Genomic DNA, 16,337 nt, shown 5'->3' with positions numbered 1-16,337 from the left:
TTCTGATGAAATAGAATAGTATTGCCAAAAGGGAGACGGAGGTGGGGGCAGAAACTTTTCGGCTCCGAATAAACTTTTGTCGTAGCTTGACAGGTTGGTGCTGTGAAAGCCCCGCCTTCGGTAAGCTGACGAACCGCTACAAGCAACCCTGAAAATGATGTCAAACAAATAACAGGACTGGAATGAAACTTTCACAAAAAGTAGAAAATATACTGACAAAGATCACAGAAAAGAACACGAAACTTGGAGACTTGCGAATTATTGCCAAGGATATTAAAAAAGATCACGAATTGGCAATGGAACTTTGGTCATCCAAGCTTTTTTTTGCTCGTCAATTGGCAATCTTGATTATGGACAAGAAACTTTTAACCGAAGAAGTGATTGATCAATTAATTACGGACATTAAGCAACATAACGAAAGTGAGAAACTTCAAATGATTGATTGGCTCATGGCGAACCAACTAACAAAAGACAAAAAGACAATAGCTTTAATAGAAAGTTGGGCAGATAACCAGTCCTCGCTAAAAAGACGAATTTATTGGTATTTTCAAGGTCGTTTGCGTTGGACTGGACAACCACATCCCAACAGCGAAGAATTGCTTACTAAAATTGAAAGTAAAATTGAAAATGAAGAGCCGGAAGTGCAATGGGCAATGAATTTCACAACAGGTTGGATTGGAGTTTATGAAAAAAAATATCGAAATCGTTGTATAGCACTTGGCGAAAAATCTGGACTTTATAAAGGTAAAATGGTTTCAAAAGGTTGTACACCTGAATATTTACCAGAATTTATTGTCATTGAAAGCAATAAACGAAAGCTATAAAAGCATTATTTACTGATGATTTGAAAGTAGAATCAACAAAATCTGATATAACCCAAAAGGTATAGCCATCTCCCGAAAAAACAAGTTTTGATGCAGTCATTAAAATTCAAACGCCCAGCGCTAGATAAATATGATAGATTTACCACCAAAAGTGGGGAAGAACCCCTTTATTAGAAATCTAAAGCGCAGCCTCGTCCTTAAGGGAAAATCGGCATAATGAAATTTTTCAGATAATGATGAAGTCATAGCGAATAATAAATACCTCCGAACGAATTATAAAGTAGTCTTATACACTACCAAATTAACTGTAAATTGGTTTAAATAAGCTGATATGAAGTGGATGTTTTGCATATTAATTTTTGTGATAATGGAAATGGATGTGGCATTTGCGCAGGCTCATTTAAAGAAAGGTGTATATGAATTTGTCGATAGTATTTCATTGGATCCCCTTGGCAAAGGAAGAGAGAAAGTGCAAACCTTTGAAAAGAAAACCATTAGAAGAACACTTATTGTATTAAATGATACGATCTGCTATCGAATCGGAGAGCTTACCCAAACGTTTGCAGTTAGTTTTGGGATGCAAGCAGATTATCTTTTGAGGCTTAAACATGTTAATAATGGATTCAGCGCTGAAAACAAAGCTGTCAAATTGAAGCTCAATATCGTCGATAATGAGACTATTGCAGTGGAGGTTTTAAAGGGAAAGGCCAGGTATTTTTATAGTGGCGGTCAATATTTTACACGCGAGATCGCACTTCCACCTGAAAAAAAATTATTAACTTTTAAACGGGTATTAATTCCTCAAGATATTAAAAATTTATGCAAGCAGGAGCATTAAAGAATAATGTCGGACTGAGCAAATGGTGGCAGAGGTTTTTTAGCGCGAGGTAAGAAGGGTAGTGATTATTACCTGCCAGAGGTTTACTTTATCGGTATTTTGGAATTTGGCATGGATAGAAATGGAAGTTCTGGTATATCCAGTGCCACAGAGCGTCCTTATTTTTATGATGTGGCGCTGTGTGACAAATTGACCAAAGAAATATGCTATGATAAATTGGGATATTAAATGATTTCGCTTCCATTATTTAATAAACAGCCTGAAGAATTAAAGAAAGTTATTAATAGATGGAAGATTTGCAAAATAAGGATAAATCAATAAAAGTAATTTGGAATACAATTGTATCTGTCTTTGGAATTGATTATTTTAGAATAGTCGACTTTTGGGATGGGGACAATTTTGCCTTAGGGATACTTAGAGGAGACAAGTTGATATATGTATCGACTTGGGATATGAATAATGAATCATCTGCCGAAATCTTATGTTATGTAGAATTTGAGAGAGAAAATGGCGATAATGACATACCTTATATATTAATAAAAAAAAATACAAAAAATATCTGTTAATGAGCTTGTTAAAGAAATTTGTGTCTTTTTGAAAACAGGATAAACAATAGTTTCTATATGTCAAATGAGACTTAACAGTTGCTTACGATGCAGGCAGTGAGGTACTACTTGATTTCAAAACGCCAATTGTTATCAATTAATGTCTTTTGAGCTATTTCAAATTTCCGAATAACAGTTTGTGGATGTTTATCCAACATTTCTGTTTTTAACTGTATAGAATCAACTGAAAAGATAAATATCATTCTATTATCATTAAACCTATAATTCGAGCGAGAGTCCCAATCGCCCATAACAGAGAAGTGGGTTGAATCGTTCAATTTAATAAAATAATACTGTCTCAACTGTTTATCGACTTTACCATATTCACTAAAATATAGTTTAGCATTATTGGTGGAGGAATCCTTTGTAAGGTAAACACAAACGTTTTTATCTGTTTTATTGACTACACAAAATCTTGAATCAATTCTATCACAAGAAACCAAAGCGATAGAAGCTACAATTGCTATTTTTAATACTTTCATCCTGCTAGCATTTATCAAATTTCAATTTATACGAACTATAAAAGGTACTAATTATTAACTTTTCATATCAAGTATTATTCTTTAATCAGTACAGGTTTGTTGTATGAATTGTTGCCGGAATTAATAAACGCCACCCCTGCTGATTAAGTTTCTTCCGTGTTATTTGATACCTTTTTATAAGCTGAGAAGAATTTGCTTTCAACTGTTCCTTATCGTATTCAATTGAATCAACTGAAAAGATAAAAATATTTCCATCTCTGTCAAAATTGCTGATTTGGTTCCAATTACCAATAATCGAAAAACAAACAGAATCATGCTGTTTTATCGCCTTATATATTCTTAACTTTTGATTAGGCTTTCCATTATCAATAAAAAAAGCTCTTGCCTCCTCTGATGAAGAATCAGTTGTTAGATAGGCATATATATTTTGATTAGTTCTATTTAAAACACAAAATCTTGAATCAACATCATCACAAGAAATCAAAATGAAAAAAAAAGATATAATTATCGCTAAAGTTTTCATAGTACGAATGTTATTTTAAATATGTATGATCATAGCTTAACCTGTAAGAACCATACATCGTATTAATTAGTAGTCGTTCATACCATGTATTGTTCCTATATACTTTTTGTGCTTTATTGGGTTCTGTTTTTATAAGGGCGCCCGGTCCGAACCATTTTTGAGCTCTAGAGTTAGCGTTAGTCTCAGCTTCGTATTTTCTATGAGGTAAAGAAAGCTCCAATCCGTTTTTCAAATCTACATGATTTTCAATCGTATTCCAAAGACTTGGAATACCTATCTTTAAATAATATTTATTGCTCCTACTTCCTTATATTGAAGTTGGTTACCATATTATTTACACTTTTATACTAGATAATTTTCTGTTTCTTAAATGCGTGCACTAAATTTACAGGAATTAATAAGTAAGTAATGATTGTCTAACCAAGATGTCTATAGAACTCGCACAGCTTTATGATAATTTGTTCGATCGGTCCATTGGACAGATTAGTAGAGGAGAGATTGAAATTGATCGGCAAATATATAATGATAAAGACAGACGTCGTGGCCTAACTTTACTGATAAGACCCCATGATGATATTAAAGCTCGAGTAAGGGAATTTCAGGAAGAAATGTTGGATATTGATGGACAGCAGTATTACCAACCCGTCTCAGATCTACATGTGACGGCACTTTCGATCATTTCATGTTACGAAGGTTTTGATTTAAGTCAGGTACATGTCTTTGATTATGAGCAGATTATTTTTAAAAGTCTCGAAAAGATACCAAAACTTAGACTGCAATTTAAAGGCATCACAGCTTCACGAGATGCTGTGATGATCCAGGGTTTTCCGGTAGGTGAAGGGCTTAATATTTTACGTAACTGCTTAAGGAATAATTTCAAGTCCACTGATTTGCAACAGAGCATAGATTCGAGATACAAGCTGATTACTGCACATATGACTGCTGTGCGTTTTAGGAAGGAATTGTGTTCCCCCTATAAGTTTGGAAATCTGTTGCGAGATTACAGAACAGCTGAATTTGGAGATATGAACGTACAATCCCTTGAATTGGTCTATAACGATTGGTATCAAACTAGCAACATCATCAAAACCCTTCATAGTTTTCATTTATAAACATTTGTACAGTTGTCAAATTGACCTCCCCCCGCAAAACAGGACATTTTAAAAATAGAGAATTAGGTGTGAATTACTAATTTTAAATAGGAGGAAAGACGATGAAAAGATCAAAGTTTACCGAGGCACAGATAGCTTTTACGGTACGTCAGTCCGAGACCGGCACCCGAGTGGTAGAAATATGCCGGCAATGGGAGTTTCACAGGGAGACATTTTTCAATTGGAAGAAAAAATACGGTGGTTTTGGGCGTTCCTTAATTGCGCAAACTGCGGCAGGCGGAAGATGACAATGCTTACTTTTATTGAGGAAATGTATTCTCTTTTCAAGAGATTGTTATTATTAAGCCTGTTTTATAATGAGAAAAAAAGACAAAAATATTCCTGTTAACACATTGCCTGAAGGAACTTCGAAGGGTATTATGATGATGCGTGAATCATTTCATGGATCACCAGATTCCGAAGTTGAACGAGCCCATCGCGATGGAGGCTATACGTTTATCATTCAGGAAAAAGGAAATACAACTATTGAAATTGATTTTCAAACATATTGCATCAAAGCCCCGGCCATTGTCTACATCAATCCCCATCAGGTGCATCGCGTGATCTCATTCGACAGAGCAATGCTCAGTACCTGGATCGTTACCGAAGAAAACATCAGCGCAGCATATCTGAGCTTGTTGCAAGATTTTACACCGGCAGACATATTGTCTGTAAAGCCTGAGACCCTTGATATCCTGTCAGACGCCGTTGCCTTATGTATGAAATTGTCTGGAAATAAAACGGAGATTTTGTATCATTCCATTTTAAAAGAAAGCTGTAATACCTTGATTGCGCTGATTATTTCACAATATTTGGCTTTGGAAAAACCGACAGTATATCATACCCGATTTGAGGATATCACAAGAGCGTTTAAAACAACATTGGAAAAGAATTATAAGAAGGTTAAAAATCCAAGGGATTACGCCGGACTTTTAAACCTATCGACTTCTTACCTCAACGAATGTGTCAAAGTGACGACTGGTAAACCTGTTTCTATCCATATTCAGCAGCGGATTATACTGGAGGCCAAACGGCTGCTTTATCATTCCGGGAAGTCAGTGAAAGAGATTGCGGATGAACTAGGCTACGATGACTTTTCCTACTTCACACGGCTGTTCAGCAAAGCGGTAGGAATGTCACCGACTGCCTTTCTTGCTAAAAACCGCGAATAGTCCTAAAGTTACAGCATCTCGTTATTGTATCGCCTTTCTTTCCGCCGTTCCTTTGTGTCATTAAAAAAGATAGAAATGTTGAGCGAAAAAAATATAGCCATCGTTGGAGGTGGTCCAGGTGGTCTGACATTGGCCAGGCTGCTGCAAATGAAAGGTGCACAGGTTAAAGTGTATGAAAGAGATTTTAGTCAAGCCGCACGCGTACAGGGAGCTATTGTAGATCTGCACTTTGATTCAGGTCTTAAAGCGATGGAGGCGACCGGACTTATGGAGGCTTTTAAAGCAAACTACATGAAGGGTGCCGACAAATATCGTCTGCTTGATCCGCAGGGAAATATGCTGATGGATGAGAGTCAGCGAGAAGAAGAACCCGTATTCGGAGATGAACATTTCCGACCAGAAATTGATAGAGGAGCGCTGAGAGATCTCCTAATCGACGGACTGCTTCCTGGTACCGTAGTATGGGATAGCCAGCTTATAGGTTTGCGGGAAATTGAAGATAAATGGGAATTAAAATTTGAGAAGGGAATGACCGCGGCTGCTGATCTGGTCATCGGATCAGACGGTTACCGCTCCAAGGTCCGTCCCTATCTGACAGATTTGAAAGCTCTTTATTCCGGAGCAGCAATTATCCAGGGCGAAATAGATCATCCCGAGATTGCATGCCCGGAAATGTACGAACTCGTTAATCAAGGGAATCTGATGGCTATGGGAGATGGGGCCACCCTGGTTGTCCAGCCTAGAGGTGATGGCGGATTCACTTTTTATGCAGCCTCAATGTATCCGGAAAACTGGGGTATATCCAGTGGTATAGATTTCGGTAATCCTATAGAAGTTAGCGGGTATTTTAAAAAACATTTTGGAAATTGGAATCCTGTCTTCTTCATGCTTTTTGAAGCCAGTCAACATTTCACATGGCGCCCACTTAACTATTTTCCTTTATCGATAAGGTGGGCTTCTAAAAGTAATCTTACCCTCATTGGAGATGCCGCGCATTTAATGCCTCCGAATGGTGAAGGCGTAAATCTGGCCATGCTGGACGCTTTGGATCTGTGTGAATGCCTAACCAGTGGAAGGCAAGCCAACCTTAAAGTGGCAATTTCAGCTTATGAAGATATCATGTTTGAAAGGGCTGCGCCTCTTTGCATGGAAACAATTGACGGAATAAAAGATTTTGCCGCACCAACTAATGAATCTGTAAAGGAACTTGTTAGATTGCTAAGTAATACTAAATCATAGCTCCAGCGGATGGCGTTTCAAATGTTAATTCCAAGATTAGATATGATATACCTAGTGTATAACACTAAGTATATCATAAACTACGCATATTTATCCGCGAATGGTAAAACCGCCATCTACCGCCAGATATGAATCTGAAATATAAGAGGTTTCGTTTGAAGACAAGAAAACAATTGCGTTAGCAAATTCTTCCGCTTGTCCGATTAGTTTCAATGGGACTGCTGCTGTTATGGCATTTTTTATATCTGCAGGTGTTTGCTGATTTATAGGTGTATCGGTCAATCCGAGAGCAACCACATTTACTCTGATTTTTCTGTCTGCCAGTTCAGTAGCTGCGGTACGTGCAATCGCATCGACTGCACTTTACATGCCAATCCACATAGGCAAGTGGCGCAGGCAACCGATGGCTTTTATGTATTCAGTAGAGCAGCTGTTAAAACATTTAATACTATATTCATTGCAGAGGAAGATCAGGTAATCCTTTCTAGCTCGCACCGTTCTAGATATACAGTAGCAGAATGGAAAAAGACATCTCGTGATAGAGATATTCGAATAGATTCACTTACGCTGTTGGAAGATGTTGTGGCGAAAGTCAACCATCGCTATACGCGTAAGGATGAAATATTGGGTCAGATTGTGCGTCGAGGCCTGCAAACCGAAGAAATAGTTATTATAGACGATGATAAATCATTAAATGAATTGCCACAAGTATTAAAATCAAGGTTAGTATTGACATCTCCTTATAGCGGATTGACAGAAAAGAATCTGCACATTTTGAAGAATATCCTTAACAGATAACTTCCGATTAATAGTTGTAGCACTGATTATATTTAATAGCTTTTTTAATGTGAAAAAGCAATCTCGAATGCCGCCAAATTTTATCAAATAATTTACTTATAACTAACTGTTTGTTAACGCAAGTTTTTGAATGTATGGAATCAAAAGTAGTATTTTGCTAATTGAGATTTCTGAACTCAATAGGGGACATACCCACTTTCTTTCTAAAAAGTCTCGTAAAATGCTGCGGATATTTGAACCCCAATTCATAGGCTATTTCACTAATAGACTTTGTGATATCAAAAATTTTCTCTTTCGCCAAATCGATAACCTTTGCCTGGATATATTCCAGAGCTGACATGTTTGTTTCCCGTTTTATAAGATCACCAAAGTAGTTGGCAGACAAATTCAACTGCTCAGCGCAGTATGCCACCGTTGGGACCCCTTCTATCTGGAGTTTTTCGGAAATAAAATAACTGTTTAGGATCGATTCAAAGCGTTGTAGTATACCTTTGTTCACATGCTCCCTTGTAATAAACTGCCTGTCGTAGAAACGTGTAGAATAGTTTAATAGAACCTGCAAATGTGAAATAACCAACGTTTTACTGTGTTTATCCAGATTCTGGTGCAATTCATCTTCGATTATAACGAACATGCCCAAAATCAGGTCTCTCTCTTTTCTGGACATATGTAATGCCTCATTTGATGTATAGGAAAAAAAACTATAGTCGTTCAATATGCTGCTCAATTGTGTTCCCTTCAAAAAATCGGGATGGAAGATCAGCACCTTACCTTTGGGGTGCACATTGGGCAAGTATTTCTCAACGGTCAGAACCTGCCCTGGGGCTGCGAAAACTAGGCTTTCTTCCTGATAATCGTATAACTCCTTTCCATAGCGCAGATCACCACATTTTGTGTCTTTCAAAAAAATGGAGTAGAATCCAAAATTGTAGGATGCAGGTTCCAATAGGCTTAGATTATCATAATCTAAAACATTTATCAACGGGTGTAAAGTTTCTGCTCCCCGCAGAGAACTGTATTCCCAAACACTATTTATTCTTTTGATGTCCATTCCTTATTCATGGGTTACAACCATGTCTCAAATTTAGTGAAAAGATTTCTCGTTTTATTTTTGCTTTGCGCAATTCAGTGATTTTGGTATGAAAAACAGTAATACAGATAAGTGGTTGAAATTTAAGGTGTCTACTGATTTAAAAAGCAGTAATACTGGTAAACAATGCAGTAATATGGTTAAGGCATAATTGAAATCATCTATTGAATTTTGCAGTATATATTTTATGATATGAAAACAAGAAAATTAGGAAATGCTGGTCTCGAAGTTTCTTCCATCGGTATGGGGTGTATGAACCTCAGTTTTGGTACTGGAAAAGCCGCGGATATCAAAGAGGGTATACAGGTGATACGTTTGGCCTACGCAAGGGGAATCAACTTTTTTGATACGGCAGAGGCCTATGGGCCTTTCACAAACGAAGAGTTGGTTGGTGAAGCTGTAAAGCCATTTAGAAAAGATGTCATGATCGCTACGAAATTCGGAATGATTTCAGAAGAAGGAGGCCTTAATAGCAGACCTGAACATATCCGTAACGTAGTAGAAGCATCATTAAAAAGACTGAAAACAGATTATATCGATTTGTTATACCAACACAGGGTAGACCCCAATGTCCCGATTGAAGAGGTTGCTGGTGCGGCAAAAGATTTGATTGCACAGGGAAAAGTAAAATACTTTGGGCTTTCAGAAGCTAACGCCGAAACAGTAAGAAAAGCCCATCAGGTTCAAGTGGTAACTGCAGTCCAGAACCAATACTCGGTATGGACAAGGGAACCTGAATTATCCGTTATTCCTACTTGTGAAGAATTGGGAATAGGCTTTGTACCTTGGGGACCATTGGGTACAGGATTTCTTACGGGAGCGATCTCTCCGGAGGATACTTTTGATTCAGCAACTGATCTTAGGGCAGTATTTCCAAGATTTACCAAAGAAGCGATGACGGCCAATATGCCACTGGTCACAATGTTAAAAAATATTGCCGAAAGGAAAGGGGTGTCTACGGTACAGATTGCCCTCGCATGGTTGTTAGCCCAGAAGCCTTTCATTGTACCTATACCGGGTATGGACAAAATTGAATATATCGAAGACAATATTAAATCGGCTGATGTTCTGTTGACCAATGACGACCTTTCGGAAATTGAAAATGGTCTTTCCAAAATTAATATTAAGGGTGAAAGGCTAAACAAAGATTTATTGAATTTATCAGAATAATACAGAAAAGTAAAAATATGAATTCATGCTGTAACGATAACAGTAAAATTGGTAGTTAATACAGTAATACATGTATATCCTAAATCAGACATTCTCCCGAAATTAGGTACGGGGATTTGAATTTATTAAATATGAAAAAAGTAATCATAATAGGTGCTAGTGGTAGCCTTTCCAAGTATGTAATCGATGCTCTTCAAAAAGAAGAGGATATTGAACTTACGCTGCTCGCCCGAAACAGCTATAACATTTCCAACGATACGAGAAGCTGTAGAATTATAGAGGCGGATGTCCTGGATTATTCCGCGCTAAAGACTGCTATTCAGGGACAAGATATAGTATACATTAACCTGGCCGGTGATTTGGAGAAAATGTCCAGTAACATCGTAAAGGCAATGTCAGAAACAGGCGTGAAAAGGGTAATTGCTATTAGCTCAAAAGGTATTTATGATGAACGAGTAAAACCGATTTTAGTTCCATATCGCAAATTGGCAGATATCATTGAGGCTTCAGGCTTAGATTATACCATTCTCCGTCCTGACTGGTTTACTAATGTAAACGAAGTGGATTATGCATTAACACAGAAGGGAGAGCCAGAAACAGGTTCAGCAGTTTCCAGAAAAAGCATCGCGTCATTTGTTGCCACGTTAGTAAAATCGGCCGATAGTCATTTAAGGGAAAATCTGGGCATCAGTAAACCGAATTAATTGAATTAAAAGAATGATAAAAATATGAAAAATGTAATATTGAATAATAGTGTGAAAATGCCTACCCTGGGATATGGAGTTTATCAGATTCCGTCTTATGATGACTGTAAAAAAAGTGTATTGACTGCTTTGGAAATTGGTTATAGGAGCATTGATACCGCACAGGCCTATGGTAATGAAAAAGCTGTGGGGGATGCCATCAGAGAGAGTAACATCCCTCGTAGCGAACTCTTTATAACCTCAAAATTATGGATTTCAGACTATGGGTACCACAAAGTCCAAAATGCGTTCCAGCAATCCTTGGCAAAACTCCAGTTGGATTATTTGGATCTCTATCTTTTGCACCAGCCTTACAATGACGTTTACGGTTCATGGAAAGCTATGGAAGAATTAAATAAAGCGGGTATTATAAAAGCCATAGGTGTGAGCAACTTTTATCCTGACCGCCTGGTCGACCTGATAGCGTACAATGAAATCATCCCTGCCTTAAACCAGATAGAAACTCATCCTTTTCACCAGCGTTATGAAGACCAGCTGACTATGAGAAAATACGGGGTGCAGCATGAAAGCTGGGCTCCTTTTGCCGAGGGCCAGCATAATTTCTTTACAAATGAATTACTTGGAAATATTGGGGCGAAATATGGGAAATCAGTTGCCCAGGTCACTTTGAGATGGATGATCCAGCGGGACATTGTTGTCATCCCAAAATCGGTTACACCAGCGCGTATCAGGGAGAATTTTGAGGTTTTTAATTTTGAATTGACAGAAGAAGAAATGTTAGCGATAAAAAGCCTCGATCGGAAAGCTAGTAGTTTTTTTGATCATCGCGATGCCGACCGTGTCGAGTGGTTTTCAAAATTGAATCGATAGTCTATACCAACTTATATTACCAGTGTTGGATTTACCATAGAACAGTCCTCTTTTGTTGCGTCTTCCATTATGCTTGGTGTTACCCTGGGCAAAGTGGCCCTTGGGTGGATCAATGACAGGAGTGCAAAGCTTGGTATTCTTGCATTTTCGGTCTTTGGTATGATAGGGCTGACTTTCTTGCTCATTGGTAAAAAAGAACTCGCATTTATGGTGGCCGGAGGCTTTCTCTATGGTTGGGCATATGCAGCAGTGACCGTGGAGACTGCTCTGCTTGTCCGTACAGTCTTCGGTACCAAAGACTATGCTAAGCTATTTTCCAATATATCGATAGCCCTGTCTGGCGGTGGAGCGATCATGTCCGGTGGTTGGGGCTACCTGGTCGGCTTTATTTCTTTTGATAGTATATTGCTTATTGGAATGGTATTATTAATTATTTCTGCTATGCTCGGTATGTATTCAATGCATTCCGGCAAGAATTTTAAGCCTTGAATTTGCCTTTGCGCCTTTATCAGTAATTTTGGTAGTTAATACAGTAATTTGTATAAGGCTCCTTTCGGTCAATATTAAGAACTTTGATAAGCAGTGAATTATAAAACTTTTAGCGAATAGAAAGATATGGAGAACAACAATCGTAGACATTTCCTTAAAGCAGGACTATTATCGGGATTAGCACTATGTGCATCTTCAGGATTCGGAAATATTCCGGCTGGCAATACGGATATTCCGGCTGCCAACAGCGAAAAAGAAAAGCCAAAGAAGTCACTGACCCGCGTCCTTGGGAAGGGTGCTCACAGTATAGAGGTATCAGCCCTTGGTCTTGGCTGTATGGGTATGAGCTATCATCGCAGTTTTATTCCTGACAGAAAGGCAATGATAGCGCTTATACGCAAGTCGGCTGATTTAGGAGTGAATCTTTTTGATACGGCAGAAGCCTATGGTCCGGTATTAAATGAAAAACTGGTCGGGGAAGCACTGGAACCTATACGGAAAGAGATTTTGGTGTGCACAAAATTCGGCTTTATAGACGGCAGACCTGAAATAGGTCTTGACAGTAGTCCCAAAAGAATAAGACAGGTTGTTGAAAATTCCCTTAAAAACTTAAGAACAGACTATATAGACCTGTTGTATCAGCATCGTATCGACCCCAAAATCCCGATGGAGGAGGTAGCTGGTACGGTAAAAGATCTTATAGCGGAGGGAAAAGTAAAACATTTCGGTCTAAGTGAAAGGGATTTTAATACCAGTGCAGATGGTTTAGATGCCATTCGTAAAGCGCATGCCGTTCAACCTGTAACAGCCATACAGAGTGAATATTCAGTGATGACACGAAATCCGGAGCATGGCGTTCTTGATTTATGTGAAGACCTTGGAATAGGGTTTGTTCCTTATAGTCCTTTGAGCCGCGGACTGATCAGCGGTTATATCAATGAGCGGACAACATACAATCCTGCTAATGACAACAGGACTTCACTACCGCGCTATGAGCCAGCAAATATCATTGCAAATTGGGGGATCATTGATATACTGAAGGAGTTTGGCGATCATCGCGGTATAACCGTCGCACAAGTAGCTTTAACCTGGCTTTTGTCAAATAAGCCTTTTATCGTTCCAGTACCTGGCACAACGAAACTGGCACACCTCCAGGAAAATTTATGGTCAGCTGATTATCAGTTTTCGGCGAAAGAATTTAAAGAACTGACCCAAAAACTGTCTTCGGTAAAGATTGTTGGTGAACGTTATACAACTGGGTATCCACAACAACCAAACAAGTAATAATGAATAAAAAAAGCTTAATTTCTTAAGTCCGTTCCATCTCTCTGGATTTTTGAAATACTAAATAGTGGTTTAGCTTCGAGAATTGTTCTCGAAGCTTTTTTATTATAAGATTAATCTCTTACTTCTGACATTTCGATAGCTAAAATAAAAGGATGTATTGTTTTTGCGCCAATCATACAGTGAGACATGGAAAATCATGTTAAAACAAATCTTCTATTAGCATATAATTATCTCTCTACCGCAAATGTCTTGGTTTTAGATGTAGTGCTCCACTTTCTACAACCTCAGCTATGCGCTTTTGTCTAGTTTCCGGTTTTCTGACGAGGATAATCCAGCCTAATATTATTTTTCTTGTTGATTTGCTCAGACTTAGAAAATAATCTCTCGAGCCAGTATGTTTTTCGAAAGCAATTTCTAAGTCATTTGGAATGATCAGATCTTCAACTTCATCTAAAATTGTCCATGATCCATTTTGTTTTGCAACTTCTACGCATGCTAAACCCGCCTCTGTCATTCGCCCACTTTCACTGAGTTGCTTAACTTTTTCTTTGTTGATTTTTGACCAGTTGCTTTTTGGTTTACGTTTGGTAAAAAATTGCGTGTAAGAGGAATCGTCAATCGTCTTTCTTGTGCTGTCAATCCAGCCGAAGCAAAGTGCTTCGTCAACGGCCTCACTCCAACTTAATGAAGGAATATCCGACTTTTTTGTATAAAAGACAAGCCAAACAGACTGTCTGGACAGATGGTTTTCATCCAACCATTGTCTCCAATCTGTTTGGTTTTGCGGACAATAGGTATCTATATCCTTATTGTACATTTTGTTGGGCTAACCATTTTAAAATTGAACGGTTTGTTTCCTCCGGTTTTTCCTGTTGAATCCAGTGACCACAATCCAGACTGACAATGTCCAGATTGGGAACGATATTTTTAAGATTTTCAGACTTTGGAATCGTATCCTGTTCTCCGTATATCATCAGCGTCGGTTGATGAATGAGCGGCTTGATATCCGCCATCAGGTGCCAGTTTCGATCAAGGTTTCTGTACCAGTTTATGGCGCCAGTAAATCCAGATAATTCAAAGACCGAAACAAATACAGACAGTTCGGTTTTGTCCATTAAAGGCTTCCCAACGGGTTCTACTGCTCTTGCGAGATTGATCATTAGCATGCCGGGAGCAGGGGGAGCGGGAGGGATATCTTTGCGAAATATGTTACGCAGGAACTGGTGTACATTTTCATTCATTATAGCATCTGCAATTCCGGTTTGCTTATTGAAATGAACAAAGTAGAAGTCTTCTCCAAATAGGATTTCCATCAATTCAATCCATGGTTGTTCTCCGCGATCCTGATAAGGCAGCGCTAAGTTTATTATTTTATTTACCCGTTCAGGATACAATAGAGCTAAATTCCATACCACATTGGCACCCCAGTCATGACCAACAAAGGTGGCATTCTCGTATCCGTAATGATCAAGTAGCGCGACAAGGTCAGCCGTCAAGTGCTTTATATCATAATCCGTTACTTCGGTCGGGCAGGATGAGTTACCATAGCCCCGTTGATTGGGGACAATTACGTGGTAACCTGCTGCGACCAGAGCTGGTATCTGATAACGCCAGGAAAATGCGTGTTCCGGAAAACCGTGACAGAGAATAATCGGTTTCCCCGAATTTTGTCTTCCTGCTTCAAATACTTCTAATACCACATTATTAACTGAAATCAGCGTAGGCTTTGGAAAATCGATCTGATCGGATGCTGCATCGGATGTTATGTCGCTCATGTTTTTATTGTTTGATAAAATTGTCATGAGGCAAATTTAAATCTGGTCTGTGACAATTGAATGTCAGTAATCAAAAGTGTGTTTCCAAAAAAAACGAATATTTAAAACCAAGGGATCGGGTGTTTTGTAATTACAACATTTCAATAGCTGCCCATATTGCTATCGGCACCACTGTTTGTAGCGATATAGGGGAGTTATGTAGATTTACTTGGTGATGGTTCTACCTGCTATGAGAAGAAGATGCAGGTAATGTCTTAGCCACCACATTTATTTCAATGGAAATTTGGTGAGTTTAGAGCCAATACACATCTATTTTTTTATAAAAAATGATTATCTAACTCTTTGTGAATTATGATCTAGTTTAAAAAAAGTGAGTTCACTGTTTAACAATGTTAGACTGTAAAATTGAATTTCTTATAAGCATAAAAAGTTGTTTAATGTCCAGGTTAGGGGATAAAACCGAGTGAACATAATTTGTACATCGCTTTGCTTCCCCAAGAAAAGTTTGATGTACAATAAGTAAAATGACCGTGTCGGGATAAAAATAATTTACAAACGAAAAGAAAAGTGCCGTGTCTTTAAATACGAGGCGATAATCTATCAGCAGCAATTCTGGCCTTTCATTGACGTAAGAATTGCTGCTGATAGAATCAATAGATGTTGATTCAAGTACAATATTTGCCGGACTTTGTATATGCTCAGAAAAAAGTATACGGTAGGCGAATAGTAGCTTTCTCAAATTCGTAATAATACCAATATTGATTTTTTCCATACCTAACGATATTATTGTTATTTACAAGCTTTCTACTTATCGCTACCGATATAATGCTACCTTTAAAATTGAGGTATACGTTGATTTAGGGATAGCATCTCAGATTTGTGCTGAAAAGCATTTTCTCCCTTTTCGGCTTCTTTATCACTTACAGTTTTACGAAGTGATTGGCTCGAAAACCTATTTTTGTTTTTGGTATAGCATATTTCGATTCCTTCCGAGATACAATAATCCTTTCCTGAAAAATCAACCAATTTATATTCTTCACCTATAAAATACTTGTGAATGGGCAGCGACTGAAGCATATCCGTGATGTCTTTATCTGATTCAAAGGGAATAATTTCATCAACAAATTGACAACCCTCCAATTTGATAAACCGTTCGACCATTGTTTGTGCTGCATCTTGGGATTCAGCATTCTGTATGTTTGAATCGGTTTTAAGTCCTACAACCAAATAATCACATTTGCTCTTAGCTTCCTGTAGTGCAACAATATGGCCCACATGTAACATGTCGAATACGCCGAAAATAATACCTACGTTCATATA

At 38.2% G+C, this 16,337-nt stretch carries 20 protein-coding genes; 13 read left to right on the top strand and 7 right to left on the bottom strand.

Going from position 1 to position 16,337, the window contains the following annotated elements:
- The first annotated feature begins 182 nt into the window (after window positions 1-182).
- The 3 genes from ACHWSC_RS16125 to ACHWSC_RS16115 all read left to right on the top strand — a co-directional run bounded on the left by ACHWSC_RS16125 (window position 183) and on the right by ACHWSC_RS16115 (window position 2,228).
- Window positions 183-824, top strand: coding sequence for a DNA alkylation repair protein (locus ACHWSC_RS16125; RefSeq protein WP_394677431.1), 642 nt, complete (start codon window positions 183-185; stop codon window positions 822-824).
- A gap of 331 nt (window positions 825-1,155) precedes the next feature.
- Window positions 1,156-1,662, top strand: coding sequence for a hypothetical protein (locus ACHWSC_RS16120; RefSeq protein WP_394677430.1), 507 nt, complete (start codon window positions 1,156-1,158; stop codon window positions 1,660-1,662).
- A gap of 287 nt (window positions 1,663-1,949) precedes the next feature.
- A complete protein-coding gene (locus ACHWSC_RS16115; protein ID WP_394677429.1) occupies window positions 1,950-2,228 on the top strand; it encodes a hypothetical protein in 279 nt (92 codons plus the stop codon).
- 104 nt (window positions 2,229-2,332) lie between these two features.
- On the opposite strand, the gene ACHWSC_RS16110 is transcribed toward ACHWSC_RS16115, so the two are convergent.
- Window positions 2,333-2,749 carry a hypothetical protein gene (locus ACHWSC_RS16110; protein WP_394677428.1) on the bottom strand — a complete coding sequence of 139 codons (417 nt, stop codon included), beginning with the start codon at window positions 2,747-2,749 and terminating at the stop codon, window positions 2,333-2,335.
- Window positions 2,750-2,834: 85 nt separating this feature from the next.
- Window positions 2,835-3,272 (bottom strand): hypothetical protein, encoded by a 438-nt coding sequence (locus ACHWSC_RS16105; protein WP_394677427.1) that lies wholly within the window; start codon window positions 3,270-3,272, stop codon window positions 2,835-2,837.
- A 425-nt stretch (window positions 3,273-3,697) separates the two neighbouring features.
- Here ACHWSC_RS16105 and ACHWSC_RS16100 point away from each other — a divergent pair, with 425 nt between their 5' ends.
- The 4 genes from ACHWSC_RS16100 (at window position 3,698) to ACHWSC_RS16085 (ending at window position 6,834) form a co-directional block, all read left to right on the top strand.
- Window positions 3,698-4,384: a mutarotase gene (locus tag ACHWSC_RS16100; protein WP_394677426.1), complete on the top strand. Its 687-nt coding sequence runs from the start codon at window positions 3,698-3,700 to the stop codon at window positions 4,382-4,384.
- Window positions 4,385-4,485: 101 nt separating this feature from the next.
- Window positions 4,486-4,671 (top strand): transposase, encoded by a 186-nt coding sequence (locus ACHWSC_RS16095; RefSeq protein ID WP_394677425.1) that lies wholly within the window; start codon window positions 4,486-4,488, stop codon window positions 4,669-4,671.
- 69 nt (window positions 4,672-4,740) lie between these two features.
- The gene (locus ACHWSC_RS16090) at window positions 4,741-5,595 is read left to right on the top strand and encodes an AraC family transcriptional regulator (RefSeq protein WP_394677424.1); all 855 of its coding nucleotides are present in this window, start codon (window positions 4,741-4,743) and stop codon (window positions 5,593-5,595) included.
- A 75-nt stretch (window positions 5,596-5,670) separates the two neighbouring features.
- Window positions 5,671-6,834 carry an FAD-dependent oxidoreductase gene (locus ACHWSC_RS16085; protein WP_394677423.1) on the top strand — a complete coding sequence of 388 codons (1,164 nt, stop codon included), beginning with the start codon at window positions 5,671-5,673 and terminating at the stop codon, window positions 6,832-6,834.
- Between the two features lie 90 nt (window positions 6,835-6,924).
- Here the strand turns inward: ACHWSC_RS16085 and ACHWSC_RS16080 are convergent, their stop codons facing one another.
- Window positions 6,925-7,182, bottom strand: a complete 258-nt coding sequence (locus ACHWSC_RS16080; RefSeq protein ID WP_394677476.1) for an SDR family NAD(P)-dependent oxidoreductase — start codon at window positions 7,180-7,182, stop codon at window positions 6,925-6,927.
- On the opposite strand from ACHWSC_RS16080, the gene ACHWSC_RS16075 reads away from it, so the two are divergent.
- Window positions 7,090-7,632, top strand: coding sequence for an HAD domain-containing protein (locus tag ACHWSC_RS16075; protein ID WP_394677422.1), 543 nt, complete (start codon window positions 7,090-7,092; stop codon window positions 7,630-7,632). The genes ACHWSC_RS16080 and ACHWSC_RS16075 overlap by 93 nt on opposite strands.
- A 157-nt stretch (window positions 7,633-7,789) precedes the next feature.
- Here ACHWSC_RS16075 and ACHWSC_RS16070 read toward each other — a convergent pair whose 3' ends face one another.
- The gene (locus ACHWSC_RS16070; RefSeq protein WP_394677421.1) at window positions 7,790-8,683 is read right to left on the bottom strand and encodes a helix-turn-helix domain-containing protein; all 894 of its coding nucleotides are present in this window, start codon (window positions 8,681-8,683) and stop codon (window positions 7,790-7,792) included.
- 231 nt (window positions 8,684-8,914) lie between these two features.
- On the opposite strand from ACHWSC_RS16070, the gene ACHWSC_RS16065 reads away from it, so the two are divergent.
- From ACHWSC_RS16065 to ACHWSC_RS16045, 5 genes are all read left to right on the top strand, one after another.
- Entirely contained in the window at window positions 8,915-9,892 is a 978-nt protein-coding gene (locus ACHWSC_RS16065; protein ID WP_394677420.1) for an aldo/keto reductase, read from the top strand.
- A gap of 131 nt (window positions 9,893-10,023) precedes the next feature.
- On the top strand, window positions 10,024-10,596 hold the full coding sequence (locus ACHWSC_RS16060) for an NAD(P)H-binding protein (RefSeq protein ID WP_394677419.1): 573 nt from the start codon (window positions 10,024-10,026) through the stop codon (window positions 10,594-10,596).
- A gap of 24 nt (window positions 10,597-10,620) precedes the next feature.
- Complete coding sequence (locus tag ACHWSC_RS16055; RefSeq protein ID WP_394677418.1) at window positions 10,621-11,466, top strand: aldo/keto reductase; 846 nt, start codon at window positions 10,621-10,623, stop codon at window positions 11,464-11,466.
- A gap of 3 nt (window positions 11,467-11,469) precedes the next feature.
- Window positions 11,470-11,955: an MFS transporter gene (locus ACHWSC_RS16050; RefSeq protein ID WP_394677475.1), complete on the top strand. Its 486-nt coding sequence runs from the start codon at window positions 11,470-11,472 to the stop codon at window positions 11,953-11,955.
- Between the two features lie 126 nt (window positions 11,956-12,081).
- A complete protein-coding gene (locus ACHWSC_RS16045; protein WP_394677417.1) occupies window positions 12,082-13,239 on the top strand; it encodes an aldo/keto reductase in 1,158 nt (385 codons plus the stop codon).
- A 238-nt stretch (window positions 13,240-13,477) separates the two neighbouring features.
- On the opposite strand, the gene ACHWSC_RS16040 is transcribed toward ACHWSC_RS16045, so the two are convergent.
- The 3 genes from ACHWSC_RS16040 to ACHWSC_RS16030 form a co-directional block, all read right to left on the bottom strand.
- The gene (locus ACHWSC_RS16040) at window positions 13,478-14,059 is read right to left on the bottom strand and encodes a YdeI family protein (protein WP_394677416.1); all 582 of its coding nucleotides are present in this window, start codon (window positions 14,057-14,059) and stop codon (window positions 13,478-13,480) included.
- A complete protein-coding gene (locus ACHWSC_RS16035) occupies window positions 14,049-15,017 on the bottom strand; it encodes an alpha/beta fold hydrolase (protein ID WP_394677415.1) in 969 nt (322 codons plus the stop codon). The genes ACHWSC_RS16040 and ACHWSC_RS16035 overlap by 11 nt, the downstream gene beginning before the upstream one ends.
- Window positions 15,018-15,851: 834 nt before the next feature.
- Window positions 15,852-16,334 carry an adenylyltransferase/cytidyltransferase family protein gene (locus tag ACHWSC_RS16030; protein WP_394677414.1) on the bottom strand — a complete coding sequence of 161 codons (483 nt, stop codon included), beginning with the start codon at window positions 16,332-16,334 and terminating at the stop codon, window positions 15,852-15,854.
- Between the last annotated feature and the right edge of the window lie 3 nt (window positions 16,335-16,337).

This window comes from uncultured Sphingobacterium sp., assembly GCF_964277905.1.
GTDB classification, from domain to species: domain Bacteria; phylum Bacteroidota; class Bacteroidia; order Sphingobacteriales; family Sphingobacteriaceae; genus Sphingobacterium; species Sphingobacterium siyangense.
Note: the sequence above shows the minus strand (reverse complement) of the source record. Positions and strands in the feature narration are given on the sequence as shown.

Bases quoted from the DNA above. Each gene is read 5' to 3' on its own strand.
- ACHWSC_RS16125 (WP_394677431.1), top strand. From the start codon at position 183: ATGAAACTTTCACAAAAAGTAGAAAATATACTGACAAAGATCACAGAA.
- ACHWSC_RS16120 (WP_394677430.1), top strand. From the start codon at position 1,156: ATGAAGTGGATGTTTTGCATATTAATTTTTGTGATAATGGAAATGGAT.
- ACHWSC_RS16115 (WP_394677429.1), top strand. From the start codon at position 1,950: ATGGAAGATTTGCAAAATAAGGATAAATCAATAAAAGTAATTTGGAAT.
- ACHWSC_RS16110 (WP_394677428.1), bottom strand. From the start codon at position 2,749: ATGAAAGTATTAAAAATAGCAATTGTAGCTTCTATCGCTTTGGTTTCT.
- ACHWSC_RS16105 (WP_394677427.1), bottom strand. From the start codon at position 3,272: ATGAAAACTTTAGCGATAATTATATCTTTTTTTTTCATTTTGATTTCT.
- ACHWSC_RS16100 (WP_394677426.1), top strand. From the start codon at position 3,698: ATGTCTATAGAACTCGCACAGCTTTATGATAATTTGTTCGATCGGTCC.
- ACHWSC_RS16095 (WP_394677425.1), top strand. From the start codon at position 4,486: ATGAAAAGATCAAAGTTTACCGAGGCACAGATAGCTTTTACGGTACGT.
- ACHWSC_RS16090 (WP_394677424.1), top strand. From the start codon at position 4,741: ATGAGAAAAAAAGACAAAAATATTCCTGTTAACACATTGCCTGAAGGA.
- ACHWSC_RS16085 (WP_394677423.1), top strand. From the start codon at position 5,671: ATGTTGAGCGAAAAAAATATAGCCATCGTTGGAGGTGGTCCAGGTGGT.
- ACHWSC_RS16070 (WP_394677421.1), bottom strand. From the start codon at position 8,683: ATGGACATCAAAAGAATAAATAGTGTTTGGGAATACAGTTCTCTGCGG.
- ACHWSC_RS16065 (WP_394677420.1), top strand. From the start codon at position 8,915: ATGAAAACAAGAAAATTAGGAAATGCTGGTCTCGAAGTTTCTTCCATC.
- ACHWSC_RS16060 (WP_394677419.1), top strand. From the start codon at position 10,024: ATGAAAAAAGTAATCATAATAGGTGCTAGTGGTAGCCTTTCCAAGTAT.
- ACHWSC_RS16055 (WP_394677418.1), top strand. From the start codon at position 10,621: ATGAAAAATGTAATATTGAATAATAGTGTGAAAATGCCTACCCTGGGA.
- ACHWSC_RS16045 (WP_394677417.1), top strand. From the start codon at position 12,082: ATGGAGAACAACAATCGTAGACATTTCCTTAAAGCAGGACTATTATCG.
- ACHWSC_RS16040 (WP_394677416.1), bottom strand. From the start codon at position 14,059: ATGTACAATAAGGATATAGATACCTATTGTCCGCAAAACCAAACAGAT.
- ACHWSC_RS16035 (WP_394677415.1), bottom strand. From the start codon at position 15,017: ATGAGCGACATAACATCCGATGCAGCATCCGATCAGATCGATTTTCCA.
- ACHWSC_RS16030 (WP_394677414.1), bottom strand. From the start codon at position 16,334: ATGAACGTAGGTATTATTTTCGGCGTATTCGACATGTTACATGTGGGC.